16 protein-coding genes and 1 tRNA gene are annotated in these 23835 nt (G+C 21.6%); 14 read left to right on the forward strand and 3 right to left on the reverse strand.

The window, feature by feature from the left end; translation table 11 throughout:
• Position 1: 1 nt before the first annotated feature.
• The 3 genes from holA (at position 2) to tusA (ending at position 1914) form a co-directional block, all read left to right on the forward strand.
• Positions 2-700 carry a DNA polymerase III subunit delta gene (gene holA / locus AB4W65_RS01910; protein ID WP_367673473.1) on the forward strand — a complete coding sequence of 233 codons (699 nt, stop codon included), beginning with the start codon at positions 2-4 and terminating at the stop codon, positions 698-700.
• A gap of 8 nt (positions 701-708) precedes the next feature.
• A complete protein-coding gene (locus tag AB4W65_RS01915) occupies positions 709-999 on the forward strand; it encodes a hypothetical protein (protein ID WP_367673474.1) in 291 nt (96 codons plus the stop codon).
• A gap of 684 nt (positions 1000-1683) precedes the next feature.
• Positions 1684-1914, forward strand: a complete 231-nt coding sequence (gene tusA / locus AB4W65_RS01920) for a sulfurtransferase TusA (protein ID WP_367673475.1) — start codon at positions 1684-1686, stop codon at positions 1912-1914.
• Between the two features lie 30 nt (positions 1915-1944).
• Here the strand turns inward: tusA and AB4W65_RS01925 are convergent, their stop codons facing one another.
• The gene (locus AB4W65_RS01925; protein ID WP_367673476.1) at positions 1945-2268 is read right to left on the reverse strand and encodes a rhodanese-like domain-containing protein; all 324 of its coding nucleotides are present in this window, start codon (positions 2266-2268) and stop codon (positions 1945-1947) included.
• Between the two features lie 120 nt (positions 2269-2388).
• A complete protein-coding gene (asd, locus tag AB4W65_RS01930; RefSeq protein WP_367673477.1) occupies positions 2389-3501 on the reverse strand; it encodes an aspartate-semialdehyde dehydrogenase in 1113 nt (370 codons plus the stop codon).
• 682 nt (positions 3502-4183) lie between these two features.
• Between asd and AB4W65_RS01935 the strand changes: the two genes are divergently transcribed.
• From AB4W65_RS01935 to recD, 8 genes are all read left to right on the forward strand, one after another.
• Positions 4184-4777, forward strand: a complete 594-nt coding sequence (locus tag AB4W65_RS01935) for a YhgN family NAAT transporter (protein WP_367673478.1) — start codon at positions 4184-4186, stop codon at positions 4775-4777.
• A 561-nt stretch (positions 4778-5338) separates the two neighbouring features.
• A complete protein-coding gene (locus AB4W65_RS01940) occupies positions 5339-6502 on the forward strand; it encodes a phosphoglycerate kinase (RefSeq protein ID WP_367673479.1) in 1164 nt (387 codons plus the stop codon).
• Between the two features lie 57 nt (positions 6503-6559).
• Positions 6560-7639 (forward strand): class II fructose-bisphosphate aldolase, encoded by a 1080-nt coding sequence (gene fbaA, locus AB4W65_RS01945; protein WP_367673480.1) that lies wholly within the window; start codon positions 6560-6562, stop codon positions 7637-7639.
• Positions 7640-7974: 335 nt separating this feature from the next.
• Entirely contained in the window at positions 7975-8841 is an 867-nt protein-coding gene (gene mscS, locus AB4W65_RS01950) for a small-conductance mechanosensitive channel MscS (protein ID WP_367673481.1), read from the forward strand.
• Between the two features lie 94 nt (positions 8842-8935).
• Positions 8936-10813 carry an exodeoxyribonuclease V subunit gamma gene (locus AB4W65_RS01955; RefSeq protein WP_367673482.1) on the forward strand — a complete coding sequence of 626 codons (1878 nt, stop codon included), beginning with the start codon at positions 8936-8938 and terminating at the stop codon, positions 10811-10813.
• Positions 10777-12240: a hypothetical protein gene (locus tag AB4W65_RS01960; RefSeq protein ID WP_367673483.1), complete on the forward strand. Its 1464-nt coding sequence runs from the start codon at positions 10777-10779 to the stop codon at positions 12238-12240. The genes AB4W65_RS01955 and AB4W65_RS01960 overlap by 37 nt, the downstream gene beginning before the upstream one ends.
• A gap of 73 nt (positions 12241-12313) precedes the next feature.
• Entirely contained in the window at positions 12314-15799 is a 3486-nt protein-coding gene (recB, locus tag AB4W65_RS01965; protein WP_367673484.1) for an exodeoxyribonuclease V subunit beta, read from the forward strand.
• Between the two features lie 56 nt (positions 15800-15855).
• Positions 15856-17661 carry an exodeoxyribonuclease V subunit alpha gene (gene recD, locus AB4W65_RS01970; RefSeq protein ID WP_367673834.1) on the forward strand — a complete coding sequence of 602 codons (1806 nt, stop codon included), beginning with the start codon at positions 15856-15858 and terminating at the stop codon, positions 17659-17661.
• Positions 17662-19225: 1564 nt separating this feature from the next.
• On the opposite strand, the gene AB4W65_RS01975 is transcribed toward recD, so the two are convergent.
• Positions 19226-19302: transfer RNA gene (locus AB4W65_RS01975), tRNA-Met, on the reverse strand.
• A gap of 1028 nt (positions 19303-20330) precedes the next feature.
• On the opposite strand from AB4W65_RS01975, the gene ribE reads away from it, so the two are divergent.
• From ribE to nusB, 3 genes are all read left to right on the forward strand, one after another.
• Entirely contained in the window at positions 20331-20807 is a 477-nt protein-coding gene (gene ribE / locus AB4W65_RS01980; protein ID WP_367673485.1) for a 6,7-dimethyl-8-ribityllumazine synthase, read from the forward strand.
• Positions 20808-21977: 1170 nt separating this feature from the next.
• The gene (ribD, locus tag AB4W65_RS01985; protein WP_367673486.1) at positions 21978-23081 is read left to right on the forward strand and encodes a bifunctional diaminohydroxyphosphoribosylaminopyrimidine deaminase/5-amino-6-(5-phosphoribosylamino)uracil reductase RibD; all 1104 of its coding nucleotides are present in this window, start codon (positions 21978-21980) and stop codon (positions 23079-23081) included.
• Positions 23082-23134: 53 nt separating this feature from the next.
• A complete protein-coding gene (gene nusB / locus AB4W65_RS01990) occupies positions 23135-23557 on the forward strand; it encodes a transcription antitermination factor NusB (RefSeq protein WP_367673487.1) in 423 nt (140 codons plus the stop codon).
• Positions 23558-23835: the final 278 nt, after the last annotated feature.

Below are 23835 nucleotides of genomic sequence, written 5' to 3' on the forward strand. Positions count from 1 at the left end.
AATGATTCTTAAAATTAATGCAGAAAATTTAGAAAATCAGTTACTGAAAGGATTAAATAATTCTTATTTTATTATTGGAAAAGAAGAATTCTTTATTCAAGAAAGTAAAAAAATTTTATTAAAATTAGCAAAAAAAAAACAATATTTTGAAACAATTTCAGTATATATTAAATCCAATACAGATTGGCAAAAAATAATGAATACGTATCAAGATCAGAGTATATTTTTTACAAAAAAAATTATTATTTTAATATATAAAAAAGATACATTAGATAATAATTTTTATAAAAATTTTAAAAAACTATCTTTCCTATTTAATAAAAATATTTTATTCATTATGCAATTTGAAAACACCAAAATTTATCATCAAAAAAAAAATTTTTTTGATCAATTACAAACCAAATCCACTATTATTTACTGTAATACGCTTAAATTGAATGATTGGTATAATTGGGTAGATAAAAAAATTTTAAAAATGAAACTAAATATCAATGATAATGTAAAAAAATTATTATATCAAAACTATGAAGGGAATCTCTTTGCATTATCAAATATATTAAATATATTTGCATTGCTTTATCCATCTACTGAAATTACCTTACATCAATCAAAAAAAATAATAGAAGATTTATCACTGTTTACTCCTGTACAATGGATAAATGCCATATTTGAAAATAAAAAAAAAAGTCTCTTAAAATAATAGATAGATTGCATAAACAACAATATAATCCTACACTTTTAATCCGATTAATACAAAAAGATTTGCTAATATTAATTCATATGAAAAGAAATCAAAAAATAAATTATCATCTATTTTTAAATGAAAAAAAAATTTGTCATAAACGAAATCTAATATTAATTAATGCTTGCATAAATAGCAAAAACGAAAATTTATATAAAATGATAAAAATCATCACACATTTAGAATTAAAAATAAAAAAAAACCATAGTAATCAATCGTTATGGACACAATTAAGATTACTATCTTTACAATTCTAATTATATAAAATATAAAATAAGGACAAATAATATCATTATTATATGCAATACTTGGTAAAAATTTCAATTTGATTCATTATTATGATGTCACTTACTCCTAATTTTTAACTAAATAAATGTCTTTAAAAATATTATTTTAACAACTAATTATATTTCATATAATTAGTTATACCTATAATATATAAAAAATAAATATGATATATAGCCATAAAAATATTTATTTTAAAATCAATTTTGTAGAACTTAAAAAATTTTTATATGTAATCAATATATTAAAAAACATATCAAAAAAAATATTAGATATAAAAATCAATTTTTTCTATTATTAGATAATAAAATTTAATATCAATTAATCATTAAGAAAATTGAAATTTTGACTAAATTTTTTTATTTATTAATTTTTAAACACAGTATGAACAAAATATATGATATGATCTCTATCATTAAAAACTAAATAAAAAATAAAATTAAAAATTATCGCCCACTATATTAATATAAATCAGATATTATTTTTTAACAATCTATATATTAATATTTAATCAATATATAAAAGTAATAATTATAAAATAGGAAAAACTCTACATTTTTATTACTAATATCAGCACGCTAATATATAAAAACTACATTTGTATGAATTTTATTTTCATATATTTAATAAATAAATTTAATAATAAGACAAATTATATGTATACGGAAAAAGATTATATCTTAAATTTAATTAATTTACGTTGTCCCGATCCTATAATGAAATTAAGAGAAAAATTAAGAAAAATAAAAAAAGATGAAGTAATACTCATTTTAGCAGATGATCCTTCTACTAAAAGAGAAATTCCTCAACTATGTTTTTTTATGGGACATGTATTATTATATAGTAATATTAATGAAATACCTTACCAATATCTATTAAAAAAGTGATATTATTATTTAATAAAAATTAATTTTATATTAGTTATATTCTATTAACATGGGAAATGCAACGCTCCATTCTTTGAATCCACCATTTACACTATAAACTTTTTTAAATCCTTGATTATTTAGATATGATGCAACATATTTACTTTTTATTCCATGATAACAAATAACCATAATGGGTATCGATACACTTATTAATGTAGAAAAACTTTCTAACAAATACAATGGTACATGACTAGATCCATAAATATGAGATGATCTAAAACTATCATTATCTCTAATATCTAATAATATAATACTACCGTGTAATAACATGTTTACAGCATGAACGACATCAATACATATTGAATTTTCCATTTTACATTAATCCATATTGAATATTAATGAATCTAGCCATATAAATATATATTACTGATATAATGTTTTTAAAAAAAAATTATAAAAAGAAATTTTATCGTTTATCAATATAAAAAATTTTTATGAAATTAATAATTTTAATATACGACGTAGTGGTTCAGCTGCCCCCCATAATAATTGATCCCCAACAGTAAAGGCGGATAAATATTTTTTACCCATACTTAATTTACGCAATCTTCCTACAGGAGTAATTAATTTACCTGTAACCGCAGTAGGTGTTAAACTGTGCACAGTTTGATACTGATTATTAGGAATCACACATACCCATTTATTATGATTTGATAAAATTTGTTCAATTGCTAATACTGAAATATCTTTTTTCAATTTGATAGTAAAAGATTGACTATGACAACGAAGCGATCCCACCCTGACACATATACCATCAATTAAAATTTTATTTTCCAAACCTAATATTTTATTAGTCTCTGCTTGCCCTTTCCACTCTTCTTTGCTCTGCCCGCTTTCCATCCATTTATCAATCCAAGGAATCACACTACCTGCTAAAGGAACAGAAAAATTTTTTTTTGGAAATTTATATGAACGAGCAATCTTGGTCACTTTTTCTTCAATATATAATGGAGATGCATTTATATTATTTAAGTCTTGAGATACTGATTGATATAAAACACCCATTTGATGCAGTAATTCCATCATGTGTTTCGCACCTGAACCAGATGCTGCTTGATAAGTAGAAACACTTATCCACTCTATTAAATTAGCAGCAAATAAACCACCTAAAGACATCAACATTAGACTTACCGTACAGTTACCACCTATAAAATTTTTAATGCCACAATTAATTCCTTTTTCTATTATATTCTTATTAACTGGATCTAAAACTATAATAGAATCTTTTTCCATTCTTAGCGTGGAGGCAGCATCTATCCAATAACCGTTCCATCCTGTTTTTCTCAGTTGATCAAAAACAGTATTGGTATATTCTCCACCTTGACAAGTAATAATTATGTCTAGTGATTTTAATACTTCAATACTATAGGCATTTTCTAATTTAGATGAAACAATACCTTCTATTTTAGGTCCCATTTGACCTATTTGTGACGTAGAAAAAAAAATAGGAATTATTGAATCAAAATCATGTTCTATACACATTCTATTAAATAATACTGATCCTACCATTCCTCTCCAGCCAATAAAACCAACTTTTTTTTTCATTTTTTTTCTTAAAAAATATCAGATTAATCAAGATGAACTATAATATATAAGATATGTACTTTTATTAATAAAATATTATTAATGCATAAATTTATTAAAAAAACAGTATTATTTTTCTAAATTCTTTAATGATTTTAAATCAAAAATTACTTAATTTCATAATTTATTTTATAAAAACAAATAATATAAATGTAATATACAAAATTTAATTCTAAATTAAAAAGCAAGTCTTTATGAAATTCATAATATAGTTTATTTTAGATATATTATACATAATATAAAAATATTTACTATCTAATAAAATAATAAATACACGATATATTATATCATATCATATCAGTTAATTATTTTATTTTTAATTTTTATTAATAAAAACAATTAATTTTTATTAAAAATATTATTTATTTAAATAAAAAATAAATATAGATAAAAATTAATTATTTTATATGATTAATTTTTAATATACTATATTAGATAAATATTAATATTTTAATATCTTTATTAAAAATAAAATTCTTTAATTACTGAATCATAAATAGAATATATTATTAAATAATTTATCTACAAATATTATTTAGTATTTAATAAAACTAATCTTTAAAATATTTCTTCTATATATAAAAATAAATATTAAAGAATAATATATATATTCATTAAATATAAATAGGATGCAATACTTAAAATGACTGAAATAATTTCTGCTACTATACTTTTAATATTAATAATGGATCCTCTTGGTAATTTACCAATTTTTATGTCAGTTCTGAAAAATATTGAATCCAATCGACGTCGAATAGTGCTTATTAGAGAAATGATTATTTCTTTAATCATTATGCTGCTATTTCTATTTGCAGGTGAAAGAATATTATCTGCTCTTAATTTAAGAACAGAAACGGTATCTATATCTGGGGGTATTATTCTATTTTTGATTGCTGTTAAAATGATTTTTCCTTCTGAAGAAGAAACTAATAATATCATTATTTCTGATGAAGAACCTTTTTTAGTGCCTTTAGCTATGCCACTCATTGCTGGACCTTCTTTATTAGCAACTCTAATACTATTATCCCATCAGTATCCAAATAAAATATTATACCTATCTGGAGCGTTAATTATTGCATGGAGTGTAACGGTAATAATATTACTTTCATCTGAATTATTTTTACGTTTATTTAGTAAAAAAGGCGTGAGTGCTTTAGAACGATTAATGGGATTAGTATTAATTATGTTATCAACTCAAATGTTTCTGGACGGAATTCAGTCTTGGTTTCAACATTAAATTAATTTTTATACTTAAACAATAAATCTAATTCATTATATCTAATAAATATTTATATTATAAATCTGATATATTAATCATTTATAATATATTATAACATTTCTAAAAATTTTATATATATAATATTTATATAAAAATAAATATTATATATAAATAAAGAAATTATATGTTAATAATATTATATATTATTTATTAAATATAATTTATTAATACATTTTTGTTTTTATTAAAAAATAAATTCTTTCTTAATATAACTATATTTAATACATTTATATAAAATAATGATATAACATAAATAAATTAAAATAAATATAAGTTAATATTCAATATATGCATACTATTTAGTTTCTATATTCATAGAAACACGAATATATTAAAGATACCAATAATCGAATTATGATATACTTGATATTTCATTTTGTTATTTATATTAATTTTAATTAATATAAAAATATTACTTAAATAAAAAATTTAAAATATTATATAAAATAACTATTTTAAAATCATTTATGCTAAATATTAACATTTAAATAACAGAAAACTACCACATAGAGAAAACACATGATTAATCTATTAGATTTAGATATTTCTAATAAACGAGTTCTCATAAGATTAGATCTTAATGTTCCTATTAAAAATAATATCATAGAATCAGATGCTCGTATTTTAGCAACATTACCAACAATTAAATTAGCATTAAAAAAAAATGCAAAAGTTATGATTATGTCCCATTTAGGTAGACCACAAGACGAAACATATGACAAAAAATTATCTTTATTTCCAATTTATGAATATCTTAAAAAAAAAATAAAAAATATTAAAATTCATTTTAGTAAAGATTATCTCAATGGCATTGATGTTAATTCAGGTGAACTATTTTTATTAGAAAATGTAAGATTTAATAAAGGAGAACAAGAAAATAATATTTCATTATCGAAAAAATATGCTGCTTTATGCGATATTTTCGTTATGGATGCTTTTGGAACAGCACACCGAATAGAATCATCTACCTACGGAGTAGCACAGTTCGCACCCATAGCGTGTGCGGGACCTTTATTACAATCAGAATTAACTGCTTTATCCAAAGCTTTAAAAAATCCTGATCGTCCCATGATAGCAATTGTCGGAGGATCTAAAATATCCACAAAATTTAATATATTAAATGCATTAGTAAACATAGCAGATAATATTATTGTAGGTGGTGGCATAGCAAATACTTTTATTTCCATTGATCATCCGGTAGGAAATTCCTTGCATGAACCAAAATTTATTAATCAAGCTAAAATTTTAAAAAAAAAGAATAATATCCTCATACCAGTTGATTCCAGAGTTGGAACTCATTTTAGTGAAAATAGCCCTGCCATAATAAAAAAAATCAATCAAATTAATAACAATGAAGAAATTATGGATTTTGGAGATCAAACCATAAAAAATATGATTTATCTTTTAAATACAGCTAAAACTATTCTCTGGAATGGACCTGTAGGAGTATTTGAATTTCCAAATTTTAGAAAAGGAACTCAAAAATTAGCACAAACTATTGCAAATAGTGATGCTTTTTCTATAGCAGGAGGTGGAGATACATTGTCTGTAATAGATATGTTTAAAATAAAAAAGAAAATTTCATATATTTCAACAGGAGGTGGTGCTTTTCTAAAATTTCTTGAAGGTAATACCTTACCTACTGTAAAAATATTACAACAAAGATCACTAAAAAAAATATAAAAAATTATTTTATGCATATATAAAAAATAAATAATTTTTTTAAATAGGAAAATAGCTATGTTAAAAATATTAAATTTCCTAAAACCAGGAGTTATTTTTGGTAATGATATTCAAAAGCTATTTCAATTAGCTAAAATAAAAAAATTTGCTATACCTGCAGTAAATTGTATAGGAACGGATTCCATTAACTCTGTACTAGAAACAGCAGCTGAAATTCAAGGACCAGTAATTATACAATTCTCTCATGGTGGTTCATCTTTTATTTCTGGAAAAGGAATAAAAACAAAAAAAATGGAAGAAAAAGCTATAATAGGAGCTATTTCTGGAGCTCAACATGTACATTTAATGGCAAAGTATTACGGCATACCAGTTATTATACACACAGATCATTGTCATAAAGAAATATTACCGTGGATCAATGGTTTATTGAAATCAAGTAAAAGACATTTTAAAGAAACAGGAGTACCTCTTTTTTCATCTCATATGATCGATTTATCAAAAGAAAAAATAGAAACAAATTTAAATATATGTGCTAAATATCTAAAAATAATGAAAAAAATGAATATTTTTTTAGAAATAGAATTAGGTTGCACAGGAGGAGAAGAAGATGGAATTGATAATAGTCAACTACATAGTTCATCGTTATATACTCGTCCTGAAGAAGTTAATTACGCTTACGAAATTTTACATTCTATCAGTCCAAATTTTACTATTGCAGCTTCTTTTGGAAATGTTCATGGTGTATACCAAACTGGAAATATTCAATTAAAACCCATTATTTTAAAAAAATCACAGGAATATATTAGTGAAAAACATCATTTACCACATAATTCCTTAAATTTTGTATTTCATGGTGGATCTGGATCATCTGAATTAGATATTAAACAATCTATCGAATATGGCGTAGTAAAAATGAATATTGATACTGATGTTCAATGGGCATCATGGAAAGGTATATTAGATTTTTATAGAAAAAATCAAGGTTATTTACACAATCAATTGGGAAATCCTAACGGAAACAATAAACCAAACAAAAAATATTATGATCCACGAATCTGGATTAGAGAATCTCAAATTTCTATGTCTAAATATTTAAAAAAAGTTTTCCAAAAGTTAAATGCCAGTTACACTTTATAACTATTTCCTAACTTAAAAAACAAAATTAGAGGAGAATAAATATATTCTCCCTGATTTTTATATTAATTAATAAAATTAATTAAATTTTTTACGTTATTTAAAAAATATTGAATCACTTACAAGTGATATCCTATATCACTAATATAGTATATACTTATATTCTTACTTTTTCTTGTTTTTTAAAAAAAAATAAAATATAATTTTTATTATAGTAAAAAATATTTAAAAATATTTTAAATAATATTAAAAATATTCCGATATAAAAATATTATTCTATAATCTATATTATATATATACTGATATATTTAAAAAAAAGTAAACTAATAGGGATAAAGATGGAAGACTTAAATGTAGTGAATGATATTAATCATGCTGGAAATTGGTTAATACAAAATCAGGAACTACTACTTGGATACATAATTAATCTTACTTCTGCTATTGTTATATTAATTGTAGGATTATTTGTGGCACGGATCATCGCTAATGGAGTTAATAAAGTTCTAATTACCCGAAATATTGACACAACTATTTCTGGTTTTCTTGCAGCCTTGGTCAGATATATTATAATGACATTCACCCTAATTGCAACATTAGGTTGTATCGGAGTACAAACTACATCAGTTATTGCTATACTAGGTGCCGCAGGAATGGCTATAGGATTAGCTTTACAAGGATCTCTATCTAACTTTGCTGCAGGTGTTTTATTAGTAACGCTTAGGCCACTACGTACAGGAGAATACGTCGATTTAGGAAATGTGGCTGGGACAGTCACTAATGTACATATTTTTTACACTATGCTACGCACGCTAGATGGGAAAATAGCAGTTGTCCCAAATGGAAAAATTATATCTGGTAATATCATTAATTATTCCAGAGAACCTGCTAGAAGAAATGAATTTATTATTTTTGTCTCTTATGATTCTGATATTGATTTAATCATCAAAATATTACATGAAGTTATTATTTCTGAAGATAGAGTATTAAAAGATCGAGGTATTGTTATTGGATTAAGCGAACTAGGACCTTCTTACCTTAAATTTATAGTAAGATGTTGGAGTAACACGGATGATTTAAATATAGTATATTGGGATTTAATGGCTCAATTTAAAAAGGCATTGGATAGTAATAATATTACTGTACCATATCCTAAAATGGATATTCATGTTTACACAAAAACAAAATCTTTAAAAGTAAATTTTTAAATAATTATTCATCATTATATTACGCATTACTAATCAATGTTAAAAAGAAAATAAAAATAATTTTTTAATTTAAAATTAACAAAATTGAGATATTATGTTTTCAATATATAAATCTAATAGATTGGATATCCTGATCAATCAAGCATGTGATATTATTAAAAAGAACCCATTATCTGAACCTTTACAAAATGAAATTTTTTTGGTACAAAATATAGAAACTACCCAATGGATTAAAATTTTTATAGCAAATAAATTAAAAATATCTGCTAATATTAAATTCTTTACAACATCGGATTTTATATGGAAATTATTTAAAATGATCGATCCAGATGTTATATCTAAAAAAAAATATTACCACTCTAGTATTACATGGTACATAACAAAATTAATAGAAGAAAAAAAAATTACTGATTTTATTAATAAAAAAGACTCTCAATTAAAAAAAATAATGTTTGCATCTTATTTATCTAAATTATTTAGAAAATATTTAGTTTACCGTCCCGATTTGATTAGTTCTTTAAGAAAAAAAAATCAATATTTTAAAAAAAATAAAGAACAAACATGGCAAGAAAAATTATGGTATGAATTAATTCATAGTTACATTAAAAATTCAAAGTATTTTGATTTTTTAAATTTATCATCTATTTTGTTAAAAAAAATAGAAACTTCCAGAACTAAATTATCATTCATTCCATTCCGTTTTTTTATTTGTAATATCTCTGATATACCCATATCTTATCTATCTTTATTATATTCTTTAAGTAAATATTATCAAATAAATTTATTAATGATCACCCCTTATATGAATCATGAATTTTTTATAAAAAAAGAAAAAAACAAAAAAAAGTCAAATATATATATAACTTCTAAAAAAAAATATTATAACTTATATGAACAATGTTATAAATTAAACATCATAGATCAAGTAAATCCAATATTACTATCTTGCGGAGGTTATGGATATGAATATTCATATTTTTTACTTTCAATGCAAAATAAATATATTAATTGCTATACAAATACCTATAAAAATAACTTATTAAATTATATTCAAAAAAATATTTTACAGTCAATAAATAAAAAAAATAAAAATCAAGATAAAAATTTTACTAATAAAAAAATGATACTGAATCCAAAAGATAATTCTATATCAATACATATTTGCTGTAATATACAAAGAGAAGTAGAAGTATTACACGATAATTTGTTAAGTCTATTTAATAAAAATTCTTCACTATTTCCAATAGATATTATTATTAAAACTTTTCGATTACCTTTATATGTTCCTTTTATTAAAAACGTATTTAATTCTGTACCTATTAAACACTATATTCCTTTTATCATTTTTAATGAAGTACCTGATCAGCACCATGAAATATTATCTATTTTAAAAAAACTATTTAATTTAGAAAAAAATAGACTATATAACAAAGAAATATTTGAGTTATTACAATCAAACATATTAGCAAAAAAATTCCATATTGATAAGAAAGATATTCCAATCTTATTCAATTTAATATATAAATCAGGAATTCGATGGGGTATAGATGAAGAACATATGAATAATCTATTATTACCAACCAATGTCCAACATACTTGGGAACATGGTATAAAAAGAATAATGTTAGGTTATGCAACTAATCACCAAGAATCATCTTGGAATGATACCGTGCCATATAATATAAATAATAAATCAAATATTAAAGTAATATGCAAAATTATATACTTAATAAAAATACTACATAAATGGAAAAAAAAATTGTCAACATGTAAATTGCTTAAAACATGGTTACCTTTATGTCGTAAATTAATAGATGATTTCTTTTATATAAATTCTGACACTGAAAATATATTAGATAAAATTGAGAAAATATGGGTAAAAATTATTCATACTGGAATGAAATCAAATTATAAAAAAAAATTCCTATTTCAGTATTGCGTAATAAACTTTTTTCTCATGAGTTTCATTTAAACAATAATTGTAAAAAATTATTTTCCGGACCAGTTATTTTCTCAAAATTTTCTGTATTACCCACAATACCTTTTAAAGTTGTGTATATTCTTGGGTTTAATCATGATAATTTTCCAAAAAAAACAATATCACAAGAAATAAATTTAATACAAAAAAAACCAAGAATATGTGATCCTAATATTCATAATCAAGACCGATATTTATTCTTAGAAATATTGCTATCTGTAAAAGAATATTTATATATTAGTTATATAGGAGATACTATTGATTTTCCTTCAGTTAATTATCCATCTATTATATTAGATGAATTAATCAATTATATCACTCAAAATTTTTATGTCCCATCAAAAAAAAGTAAGAGTTCAGATAAAAACTCAAAAAATATCATTTCACATTTATGCTTCTTGCATACAAAAACAGCTTTTGACAGAAAAAATTTTATTAAAAATGATCGTTATCAAAGCTTTGATACAGAATGGTTAAAAATAGCTAACTCAAAAAAAAATATATCATCGACATTTATACAACCGCTACTACCTAAAACAAAAAAAAATATAAATTTTAAAGAACTTATATCCTTTTGGAAAAATCCCATTCATTATTTTTTTAAAAATAGATTAAACATTAATTTAAACTTGAAAAAATTAAAAATGACAGAAGATTTTATACCTAATTCTTTAAATCGTTATAAAATAAGATTACATATACTTAAAAAAATAATTAATAATGAAGACATTTCTAATATTTTTAAATATTTTACTAATATTGGATTATTGCCATATAATAATTTTAGTTTAGCCTTTTTAGAACAGCAAAAAAAAGAAATTATACCTTTAGCAAAAAAGATATCTATAATCCATCAATTATCTAGCATGAAAAAAAATTTTCATATTAAGATAAACGATTATTACCTAAAAGGTAGTCTACAAAATATTTATGAAATTGGATTATTGCGCTGGAAACCTAAAATTCTTAATTTCAATGATAGCATATTATTATGGTTAGAACACCTACTCTATTGTTTTCTAGGCGGAAAAGAAAAAAGTATAATGTTAGGTATCAATAATAGTAAATGGAATTTTAATCCTCTAGATAAAGAAGAATCTTATCATTATATTAAAAAATATATATCTGGATACATACAGGGATTACAACAACCTTTATTACTAATCACCTCAGGTATGAATTGGATAAATATAGTATATGACAAAATAAATAAAAAAATGACAACAAATGATATTATAAAAAATAAAGGATATAAAAAATTACTCAGTACATGGCATGGTAATCAATATTATATTGGAGAAAAAAACGACCCCTATATAAAAAAAATAATTCCAGTACTAAATAAAAATTATATTGATAAAATATGCCGTACATCAAAATATTGGTTAACATCCATATTAAATCATCAATCAATTAACTAAATTTCAATACATCATACATAAAATATATGAATATCATTCATATTTATTAATAAAAAAATTAATTAATTTTAAAATGAATAACATAAAAAAAATAGACATATTTAATATATCTTTACATGGAAGAAAAATAATCGAGGCTTCTGCAGGAACAGGTAAAACATTTACTATAATTATTTTATATCTAAGATTACTGTTAGGAATAGATAATAACCCACTATATACACGTACTTTCTCAGTAAAAGAAATTTTAATCGTAACATTTACAAAAACTATGCAATCAGAACTAAGAGAAAGAATAAAAAAAAATATTTACAATTTTCGTATAGATTGCATAAAAGAACACAGTAAAGATCCTATCTTTAACATTCTTATATCTCAAATTACTAATTTAAAACATGCTATTCTATTATTATTACAAGCCGAAAATCAAATAGATCAAGCATCTATTTTTACAATTCATGGTTTTTGTAACCATATTTTACATGTACATGAATATTGTTCTGATATTTTGCTAAAAAAAAATATTATAGAGGACATATATCCTTTATATTATCAAGTTACATGCGATTTTTGGAGAAAACAAAGTAATTTACTATCTAAACAAACTGCAAAAATTATTTTTCAGTATTGGAGTACTCCTGAATTACTATTAAAAGATATTTTTTCAATATTGCAACTTTCTCCTAAAATTATTAAACCCACATTAAGAAAAAAAATCAAAATTGACGAATATCATGAAGAATTAATAAAAATTATTAACACATTTAAACAAAAATGGTTGAAAAAAAAGGAAAATATTCCATATTTAATAAATAATTCTAATATTAATAAACGAATATATCATAAAAATAATATATTCAGATGGATAAATAAAATCACTTTTTGGGCAAATAATAATACAGAAAATTACTTGGTACCAACTGAATTAAAATACTTTAAACAAAGTTATTTATGTGAAAAAACAAAAACTGGAATAATTCCTAAAGATATTCTATTTAATAATATTGATACTTTTTTGAAAATTAAATTTTCACTTAAAGAAATTTTCTTATTTCATGCATTAAGTGATATTCCAAAAATGTTAAAAAAAGAGAAAAAAAAACAAGAATGTTTAGAATTTGACGATTTATTAAAATTACTTATAAATACATTAAAGATAAATAATTTATCTAAAAAAATATGTAAAAAATATCCAGTAGCACTAATAGATGAATTTCAAGATACCAATAATCTACAATATGATATTTTTAAGAAAATTTATAAAACAAAATACAATAATAATCTATTAGTACTAATTGGAGATCCAAAACAATCTATTTATAGTTTTCGTGGAGCTAGTATATTTACTTATCTTAAAGCTAAAAATGATATTAAAGAACAGTACTTTCTTAATCAAAATTGGCGTGCTTCTCATGATATGAATCACAGCATTAATTTGCTCTTCACTCAAAATAAAAATCCATTTTATTTACCTCAAATTAAATTTGAACCAACATATTCTAGTAATAAAAACATAAAATTTGAAATTAATGGTAAAAATCAATCTGCATTACGATTTTTTTTAAAAAAAGGAGAAAATATATGTATTGATAAATATCAAAAATGGATTGCAAAACAATGTGCACAATCTATAGCTTACTGGTTAGATAATGGACGTAAAGGTCAAGCAGTAATTAAAAAAGACAATAAAGTTGTTTCATTACAAGCTAAAGACATTACTATTCTTGTAAGGAATAAAAATGAATCAGAAATAATAAAAAAAGAATTAAAAAATGTAAATATTAATTCTTATTATTATTCTAATAAAACAAGTATCTTTCATACCATAGAAGCAAAAGAAGTACTGTGGATATTACAATCCATTTTGGATCCAAATAATGAAAAATTATTAAAAAAAGCCATGTCTACTAATATATTAGGATATAACATTAATGATATCGATAATTTAAATAAAAAATATGAATATTGGGCTAAGTTAATAAAAGAATTTAATCAATACATAACAATTTGGCAAGAAAAAGGTATTTTTAATATGATAAAAAATATTATCATTGATTACGATCATAAAAAAAAATATGATTTATATAAAAAAAATCAATATAATATTATTTTAATACTACAGTTATCTGAATTACTACAAGAAAAATCTAGATCTATAACAACACTTCATGCGTTGGTTTTTTGGTTAGAAAATAAAATATTATATTCTGATGATCAATCAAAAAAAAATTATACCAGATCATATTATGATCTAGATTCTATAAAAATTGTTACTTTTTATAAATCAAAAGGATTAGAATATAATATTACATGGATACCCTTTTCTACTTATTTTTTAAAACCGAAATATTACTTATATCATAGTAAAGATAAATTAAAAACAATACTTAATTTCAATATAAATAGTCAAAAATTAAAAAAAGCACAAATAGAATATTTATCGGAAGATATAAGATTATTATACGTTGCACTAACTCGATCTATACTACACTGTAGTATAGGAATTGCTCAAATAAAAAAAAAAAATAACTTTACAGATTTACAAAATAGTGCACTAGAATATATTATTCAGTCAGGAAATCTATGTCATACTAAAAAATTAGAAACTTCGCTAAAAAAATTAAGTATAAATAAATGCATAGAATTAATTCATAAAGATCAAGATAATAAAAAATTTACATTTGCGAAAAAAAAACATAAAAACATTTTTACTCTTCATATCAATAGAAAAATAAATAATAATTGGTCAATTACCAGTTATTCTGCATTAAAAAAAATACAAATATCAAAAAAAGAAGATAAAATTTTACCTGAAAATTTTTTAATAAAAAAAAATGCGTTGCTTAATGAACCATTTTATACCACTCATAGTTTTCCTAAGGGAAAAAAGTACGGGATTTTTTTACATAATATTCTTAAAAAATGTAATTTTAAAAAAAATATAGATAAAATATGGTTAGATAAAGAACTAAATAAAATTAATTTAAGTAATAAATGGTTATTAATATTAGAAAAATGGATAATAAAAATTCTTAATACTCCATTAATTGATGATAAATGTAGTTTAGCTAAATTAAATATAAAAAAATATATTAAAGAACTAGAATTTTACCTATCAATTAAAAATACTATTATAGATACTAAAATAAATTCACTGATAAAATACTATGATTCTATTTCCAACAAATCTCCCGCTTTACATTTTAATCCTATTACAGGTATGTTAACAGGATCTATTGATTTAGTCTTTTATTGGAAAGGAAAATATTATTTTATAGATTATAAATCTAATTGGTTAGGTAATTCTAATCATTCTTATGATATAAAAAAAATAAAATATCATATGATAAAAAATCGATATGACATACAATACCAATTGTATTGTTTAGCATTACATCGATACTTGCAACAAAAAATTAAACACTATCGATATGACTTACATTTTGGAGGAACATTTTTTTGGTTTTTACGAGCAATTGATAATCATAGTAAAAATAACGGAATATTTTTTACTCTTCCTAAAAAAAAACTTATTAAAAAATTAGACGAAATGTTTTAATAAATATGTATTAATAAAGAAATATTTATGAAAATGATTACTTTACTAAAAAAAGCATTAAAAAAAAAATGATTAATGATATTGATTTTTATTTTGGTACTTATATAGCCACTGAAAAAGAACCAACACTAATGTTAGTAGCCACTTGCGTTAGCTATAGCGTTGGTTGTGGTCATGTATGCTTACCAATATTAAATATTAAAAAAAAACTTGTATTCCCGAAAAAAGAAAAAAAACTAATAAATGAACTATGGAATTTAGCAGGAAACTTTAAAAACTTAACTAGTATATTGCTTAATAGCAATATAGTTGGTTACAATAATAATTTAAAACCTTTAGTTTTGTCTAAAAATAATTTATATTTAAATTATTTATGGCAAGCTGAAAAAAAAGTATTTGAGTTTATATCGAATAATAAAAAAGAAAAATTAAATATTATATTTTTAAAAAAAATATTGAAATCATTGTTCCATAAAGATAATGATTATTATCAAAAAATTTCTGTAGCTATGACTATGATATGGAAAATAATTTTTATAATTGGAGGACCGGGAACAGGAAAAACCACTGTTATTGCGAAAATACTATTAGCATTAATACGTATATCTGAAAAAAAAATCAAAATAAAACTTACGGCTCCAACAGGAAAAGCTGCATCACGCTTAACTGAGTCTTTAACATATGCTTTAAAAAAAATTCAATTAAATGAATTAGAAAAAAAAATATTACCAAAAGAAGCTATTACTTTACATTCTCTATTAGGTATTACAGAAAAAAATAAAAAACCATTTTTTAATATTAAAAACATGTTAAACATAGATGTATTAATTATAGATGAATCTTCTATGATAGATTTATTACTTATAGAAACACTAATTAATGCATTACCTAAAAATACTAAAGTAATTTTTTTAGGAGATGTCAATCAACTACCTTCAATTGAACCTGGATGTTTTTTAAAAGACATATATTTTAATCATCATCATGCTTATAGCCACAGTACCGCAAAAATATTAACAAATATTACCGGATGTAAAATTAATACAATAAAATATCTATCAAATACTATTCTTAATGATAGTATCTGTATTTTAAAAAAAAAATATAGATTTCATGATAAATCAGATATTGCTCAATTAGAAGAAGATCTAAATACAAATCAATTAAATGTTATTAAAAAAATATTTTTTAATCAGTACAAAAATATTACTCAGTATCAAATTAATAATAATGATGATTATCATCATATGATAATAAAAATTGTACAAGAATATAGTAAATATTTAAATTTAATAAAAAAAAACACACATCCGAAAAATATAATTAAAAAATTTAAAGAATATCGTGTGCTTTGCGCTATTAAAAATGGAATATATGGTATTAAAAAAATTAATACACACATAGAAAAAGAAATGGAAAAAATGAATCTCATTCAATCTTATCAAATTAATAATAATACTTGGTATATCGGAAAACCTATTATGATTACTAAAAATAACAAATCTTTAAAGTTATTAAATGGTGATATAGGTATAACTTTATTAGATAATAAAAAAAAATTAAAAATTTTTTTTCTATCTTCCTATAATATTATTAAAATAATACCTATTGAACTTATTTCTGAATATGAAACAACTTGGGCAATGACAATTCATAAAGCACAGGGATCTGAATTTACACATACAGTATTAATTTTACCAAATAAAGATTATGCTATCTTAACAAAAGAATTACTCTATACAGCTATAACAAGAGCATGTAATAAATTAACTATTTATGCTGAAAAAAAAATATTACTAAAAATAATGAAAAAAACAAATATAAGATATAGCGGATTAAATACTTATTTATCACCATTATAAAGATACATTTATAAAATGATATATCTTAATTTATTTTATTTATTAAAAATAAATAAATATTTATTTTAAGTATTTTTGAAAAACGGAAAACATCATACGTTTTTACTATGAGGATACCTACTTAAATTAAGTTTCTTAAAACCTTTTTCTTGAGAAGACAAAATACTTTCTACAGTCAAAAATATTTTTTAAATTATTTTTTATCTTTTATTTTTATTTCTTTTAATAAAAATATCTGCTTAAGTAAATTTAAATAATTAGGATATACCACAAAAAAAAGCTATTTTATCCAATTTTTCTTTAAAAAGGTATATAAATCAATGATTTAGTATCATTAAATCATCTTTTTAAAAGATTTTAAATATTTCTATTTTAATCTCTAATAGTTCTTGAAACCAGCGTATTAATATTCCATTTTTCTCTAAAATAAGAATTAATTCTTAATTAACTCATACATCATATGTATATATTGCTATCTTATCTGATTTGCTAATTTAATTAACATTTTTATATCTATCTCATCTTTTGAAAAATAATTCCTGTAATAAAAACCTATCTTTTTTATAACTAATGTAATAAACATAATATACCTATTTTAAAATACTTACACGTCACATCAAAATAAGAAATATTGAAGAATAATAATGATTTAATCATGCTAGGGAATAAATTTTTCTTTCTATAAAATTAAAAAACATTATAAATATAATACCTTCATATTCATCCATTAAACCTTATTTTTTAGAAAAACCTATCATTTTTTCTATATTAAATTCCATTTACCACTGGATAGTATCTTTGTCTATTTTATAAATAGAAGTACTAGATTAATAGTCTACACCATCATAGCAACAACAAAAAGTTGAAAATAATAAAATTTATATTAAAAATATGAATATTGGCTTCTTGAAGAGATGTATTACTTAAACTAATTGATAAAACCTATATGTAATATCTAACGGTAATTAACCAGCTTTTTTTAGCTATTTTAAAATTTTAATAATCTGTAATCCATTTATTTTTATGATATTTTAGTTAAATATTTGATTTAAAAAAAATCTTATTAACTGGAGAACTTCCTCCATATAAAAATTAAACGAATCACTAAATTTTATGAAACTCTATATCATTAATATATACCAAAAAAATTTATAAGCTCAATTATTTCTCTTCCTAAAACAATCGAAAATCTTTTACCAAGATGGGAATTAATATCAGGAATAATGTGAAACAACACTTAAACTCATTCAGTACCGATTTCTTGCATATAAAAATCTATTTTATTTTTTTAATCAATGATTCATTACCAATTAATATATTTAAAAATAAATAGAATATTTATATCATATATAAATATAGTAAATTAATCTACATTGACATTAAAATAATGTATATTATATTATGAATATTTGTATATAAAAATAATTTTTTAAAATAAAAAAATAAGAAAAAATATTTTTATTTTTTAATAAAAATATTTTTTATATGATGAATAGTAAATAAATTAAGAAAAAATAAATTTATATATTAAACCTTTTACTAATTCTTAAAATTTGTTTGATATTGGTTGCGGGAGCCGGATTTGAACCGACGACCTTCGGGTTATGAGCCCGACGAGCTACCAGACTGCTCCATCCCGCGTTCGTTAATATATTTACTATACTCTTCTATAATTATCATGCAACCTTTTTTTTTAAAAATCATAAAATTATTACTTAATCGTTTATTTTTTAATCAAAATATATATATTTTAAAAAAATAATTTTAATTAAAATTTTTTTTAATTATTAACTCATAAAATATTTTATGGGATGTTCACCCAAAAAAATATTTAAATAATATTTAAAATATAATATTTTTTAAAAAATTATACAAAAATATTAAAAATAACAAATACATTCATACTAAATTGAAATATATATAAAATATACAATATTTTAAAAAATAAAATCTTCATAAATTAAAGATATTTTATATTTAGAATATAAAAAATTAAAGACAAAAATAAAAATAAAAGATCATAGACTGAAATATAAATTTCATAAAAAACTTATAAATTATGAAAAAATAAAATATAATATTAAAGAATAACGCTAAAAATAATTTTTGTATATCTGTATAACAATAATATTAACCAATAGAAACGAAATAAAAATAAATAATTAAAATATAAAGTATAGAATATTATAGATAATATCTATATATTTTATGCTTTCAAAAAGTTAATAAATATTTTTATTAAGAATTGCTGTTCTTAAAAAATGTATATATCTGTCAATTATGCAATTCCATCATATCAAGATATCCTATTAATAAAATATTTTCTCTAAATAAATCAAATTTTTCATGACCAATATTAACCATATTAATTAATAATACTCAATATTAATCAACATTTTAAAGAAAAGTATATTAATCCAGAAATTGGAATAAGATCCTTTTAACCCACTAATCTTATAAAAATTATGAGTACATTTTAATATTCGAATTAAAATATTTATGAACTAAAATGGTAGATACTAAGTTTAAAACTATTAATAATATTATTCAATTTTTAATATTAATTAATTAGTTTAAAGATCAGTAAGCAACAAATAAATATTTTGTAAAAATTTATGTTATTATATTACTCATTATTGATAAACCAATATTTTTTAATAAGGATAAAAATGATATTCATAGAAGAAGGAGTAGTTTCTCAAGATTCATTGATAAGTATCATAATCTCACGTTTCAATGAATTTATTAACCAAAATCTATTGAACGGAGCAATTAATACCCTAAAAAGAATAGGGCAAATAAAAGAAAAAAATATTTCTATCATAAAAGTACCCGGTGCTTATGAATTAACACTAATTGCAAAAAATATAGCTAATTTAAAAAAATATGATGCTATTATCGCATTAGGAACTATAATAAAAGGTAATACTTCTCATTTCATGCATATAGCTCATGAAGTAAGTTCCGGTTTAGCAAGAATTAGTTTAGAAAATAACATTCCAATTTCTTTTGGTATTCTGACTACTGATAATATAGAACAAGCTATCGAAAGATCTGGAGCCAAAATGGGCAATAAAGGTATTGAAGCAGCATTATGTGCATTAGAAATGATAAATATAATTCAAACTATTAAGAAAATAATTTAAAAAAATCTATAACAAGTTATATTAAATATATATATTTTATTGGTATAAAAATAATATTTAAATATTATAACTAAAATTTTTAAAAAATATTATTAATGTATTTAATTAATTATTTTACCTCTTAAAATTTTTTAAAATATATCTATAATACATTGGAAATTATAAAAAATATTTTTATAAAAAATGTAATACCAGTAATTAAAGATAATTATGAAATTATTAAAATATCAAATAAAAAATAATTTATATTAGTACTAATACTCTTGTAGAAGTTATTTCTCTTTTACCTAATAATATTGCACCAAAATATTTAAGATATACAGCTATAGCTGTCAACCTTAGTGATTAATCTTCTACTGGTTCTCAATTTAAATAGATAACATTAAATTTAACCTTACTTAAAATTTGTACTATATGGTTAAAAAATTTTAATAATAGATTACCAGAAAATAATAAAAAATATACTATAAAACGAATAAGAGAAGATGCTACTCAAGGAGTATTCAATATTATAATACGTATTCTTGGATATAAAATTGTAAAGAATAAATTTTTTATAATAGAGAAAAATTGAAAAATTAATATAAGTTAAAGTAAATTAAAAACCATTTCTGTAGATTATATTTTTACAAAAAACATTTATTAACATAAAATATATAAATATTTAATAAAAAATGTTTGCATCATTATCCACGAATTTTATAAAGTATAGATTTAAAAACTATCGAAAACTCTGATATTGATATTTTTAATGCATTATTATGATATTTAAACCATATTGAATATGCAAGTCGATGTACAACTGATTTTATTTTAAATAAAATACCTATTTCTAATATGTTAAAAAAATTTACATTTTAAAAAATGTTCAAATTGGTCGTTAAAACAAGGGGGAAGAATTATGCTTTATAATACCTCAAAAAATATTTTCAATCGATGTTTTGGTAAAATAAAGTACCCTATACTTTCATCAAAACAATTAAGAAAAATAAAAAAACTTAATATATTTTAAAATTAAGAAAAATTAAATATTACTTTAATAAAGCATAATTACTTTAAAAAAAATAAAAATTACATTAATAGTTTTATTCCATTATTATTTTTTATAAAAAATTTCAAATTACCATAAAAATAGTATCTCAATTTTTCTCATAGTATTAATAAGGAATTATGCAAGATATTTTCTATATGAAAAAAGCTATAAATTTAGCTAAATTAGGAGAATTTACAACAGCACCTAATCCCAATGTTGGCTGTATTATCGTAAAAAATAATATTATTATTGGAACAGGATGGCATAAAAAACCAGGTGAATCTCATGCAGAAATACATGCTTTATCTATGGCAAAAGGAAAAACTAAAGGAGCTACTCTTTACGTAACTTTAGAACCTTGTAGTCATTTTGGACTGACGCCTCCTTGCTGTCTTTCACTAATTCAAGCAGGAATAATACGCGTAGTAATAGCCATTATAGATCCTAATCCAAAAGTATCTGGGAAAGGAATAAAATGGTTAAAAAAATCAGGAATATTAGTAAAAATAGGAGTTTTGTCCAAGGAAGCTAAAAATCTTAATCAAGGATTTCTTAAAAGAATGAAAACTGGATTACCATGGATTCAACTCAAATTAGGAGTTTCTCTTGATGGACGTTCTGCATTAAAAAATGGAAATAGTAAATGGATCACTTCTGCTGAATCTCGTAGAGATGTACAATATTTTAGAAAAAAATCTGGAGTAATATTAAGCAGTAGTCAAACAATATTAATTGATGATCCATTGTTAAATGTGCGAAATTGCACAACTAAAAATTTTTTTCTAAAACTTAACAAAAAAATAAAACAACCAATACGGGTTATTATAGATAGTAAAAACCAAGTGCAACCATTTCATAAATGCATCACCAGTATGGGAGAAATTTGGTTAGCTAGACTAAAAAAAGATAGAAAAATTTGGCCTGATAATGTATCACAACTAGTAATGCCTAAATATAATAATCAAATCAATTTAATGAAGTTGTTTTCATATTTAGGAAAACATAATATTAATAATGTATGGATAGAATCTGGAGCTTCTCTATCTGGATCATTAATTAAATTAAATATAATAGATGAATTAATTATTTACATGGCACCTAAATTATTAGGTAATCATGCAAAACCATTATGTCTATTAGAGAATTATTTAGATTTAAAAAAAGTACCAAAATTTATTTTTAAAGATGTGACTAAAATAGGCCCTGATATACGTTTTATTTTAAAAATGCAAAAAAAATAATAAAAACAAAAATTGAATTTCATCAATAATATAAATTCCATTAGGGAATGAATATGAAACCAAATTCTCGTAGAAAAGCTCGTGAATGTATCATACAAGCACTGTATTCTTGGCAAATATCTAAAAATAATATTCGCTATATTGTCTCTCAATTTTTAGAAGAAAAAAATATTAAAGAAATAGATATCAATTATTTTCATGAATTAATTATGGGTATTGTAAATCACTGCCAAGTGATAGATGAATTAATAAGACCTTATTTGTCTCGCACATTAGAAGAAGTAGGACAAATAGAAAAAGCTATTCTAAGATTATCTTTTTACGAATTATTAAAAAGATCAGATATTCCTTATAAAGTTTCTATTAATGAAAGTATAGAATTAGCTAAATCTTTCGGAGCTGAAGATAGTCATAAATTTATTAATGGTGTGCTCGATAAAGCAGCATGGAAATTAAGAATTAACAAAAATAAATAGATTTCATTAAAAAAATAATTTTTTAAAAAAAATAAATATGAAAATAAAATATTTACATATTTTTTATTGTATTAAGTAAAAATATTATTTTTATACCTTATATCTAACTAATTATTTCTCTTAACTTTTCTTTTTACCTGAAAAAATAAATTAATTAATAAAATTATATTTTATATCAATTAAAATATAATAAGAAAAATTATCCTATTAATTTTACATATAAATTTTACTAATTTAATAAAAAACTAATAAAATATTGTTTTTTGAATTCAATCAAT

It is taken from the genome of Buchnera aphidicola (Pemphigus populi) (genome assembly GCF_964058935.1).
Lineage (GTDB): Bacteria > Pseudomonadota > Gammaproteobacteria > Enterobacterales > Enterobacteriaceae > Buchnera_C > Buchnera_C aphidicola_D.

Excerpts from the sequence above, each read along its gene's own strand:
- recB (WP_367673484.1), top strand. The coding sequence starts at position 12,314 with ATGAATAACATAAAAAAAATAGACATATTTAATATATCTTTACATGGA.
- AB4W65_RS01935 (WP_367673478.1), top strand. The coding sequence starts at position 4,184 with ATGACTGAAATAATTTCTGCTACTATACTTTTAATATTAATAATGGAT.
- fbaA (WP_367673480.1), top strand. The coding sequence starts at position 6,560 with ATGTTAAAAATATTAAATTTCCTAAAACCAGGAGTTATTTTTGGTAAT.
- holA (WP_367673473.1), top strand. The coding sequence starts at position 2 with ATGATTCTTAAAATTAATGCAGAAAATTTAGAAAATCAGTTACTGAAA.
- AB4W65_RS01955 (WP_367673482.1), top strand. The coding sequence starts at position 8,936 with ATGTTTTCAATATATAAATCTAATAGATTGGATATCCTGATCAATCAA.
- AB4W65_RS01925 (WP_367673476.1), bottom strand. The coding sequence starts at position 2,268 with ATGGAAAATTCAATATGTATTGATGTCGTTCATGCTGTAAACATGTTA.
- ribD (WP_367673486.1), top strand. The coding sequence starts at position 21,978 with ATGCAAGATATTTTCTATATGAAAAAAGCTATAAATTTAGCTAAATTA.
- tusA (WP_367673475.1), top strand. The coding sequence starts at position 1,684 with ATGTATACGGAAAAAGATTATATCTTAAATTTAATTAATTTACGTTGT.
- asd (WP_367673477.1), bottom strand. The coding sequence starts at position 3,501 with ATGAAAAAAAAAGTTGGTTTTATTGGCTGGAGAGGAATGGTAGGATCA.
- AB4W65_RS01940 (WP_367673479.1), top strand. The coding sequence starts at position 5,339 with ATGATTAATCTATTAGATTTAGATATTTCTAATAAACGAGTTCTCATA.
- ribE (WP_367673485.1), top strand. The coding sequence starts at position 20,331 with ATGATATTCATAGAAGAAGGAGTAGTTTCTCAAGATTCATTGATAAGT.
- nusB (WP_367673487.1), top strand. The coding sequence starts at position 23,135 with ATGAAACCAAATTCTCGTAGAAAAGCTCGTGAATGTATCATACAAGCA.
- mscS (WP_367673481.1), top strand. The coding sequence starts at position 7,975 with ATGGAAGACTTAAATGTAGTGAATGATATTAATCATGCTGGAAATTGG.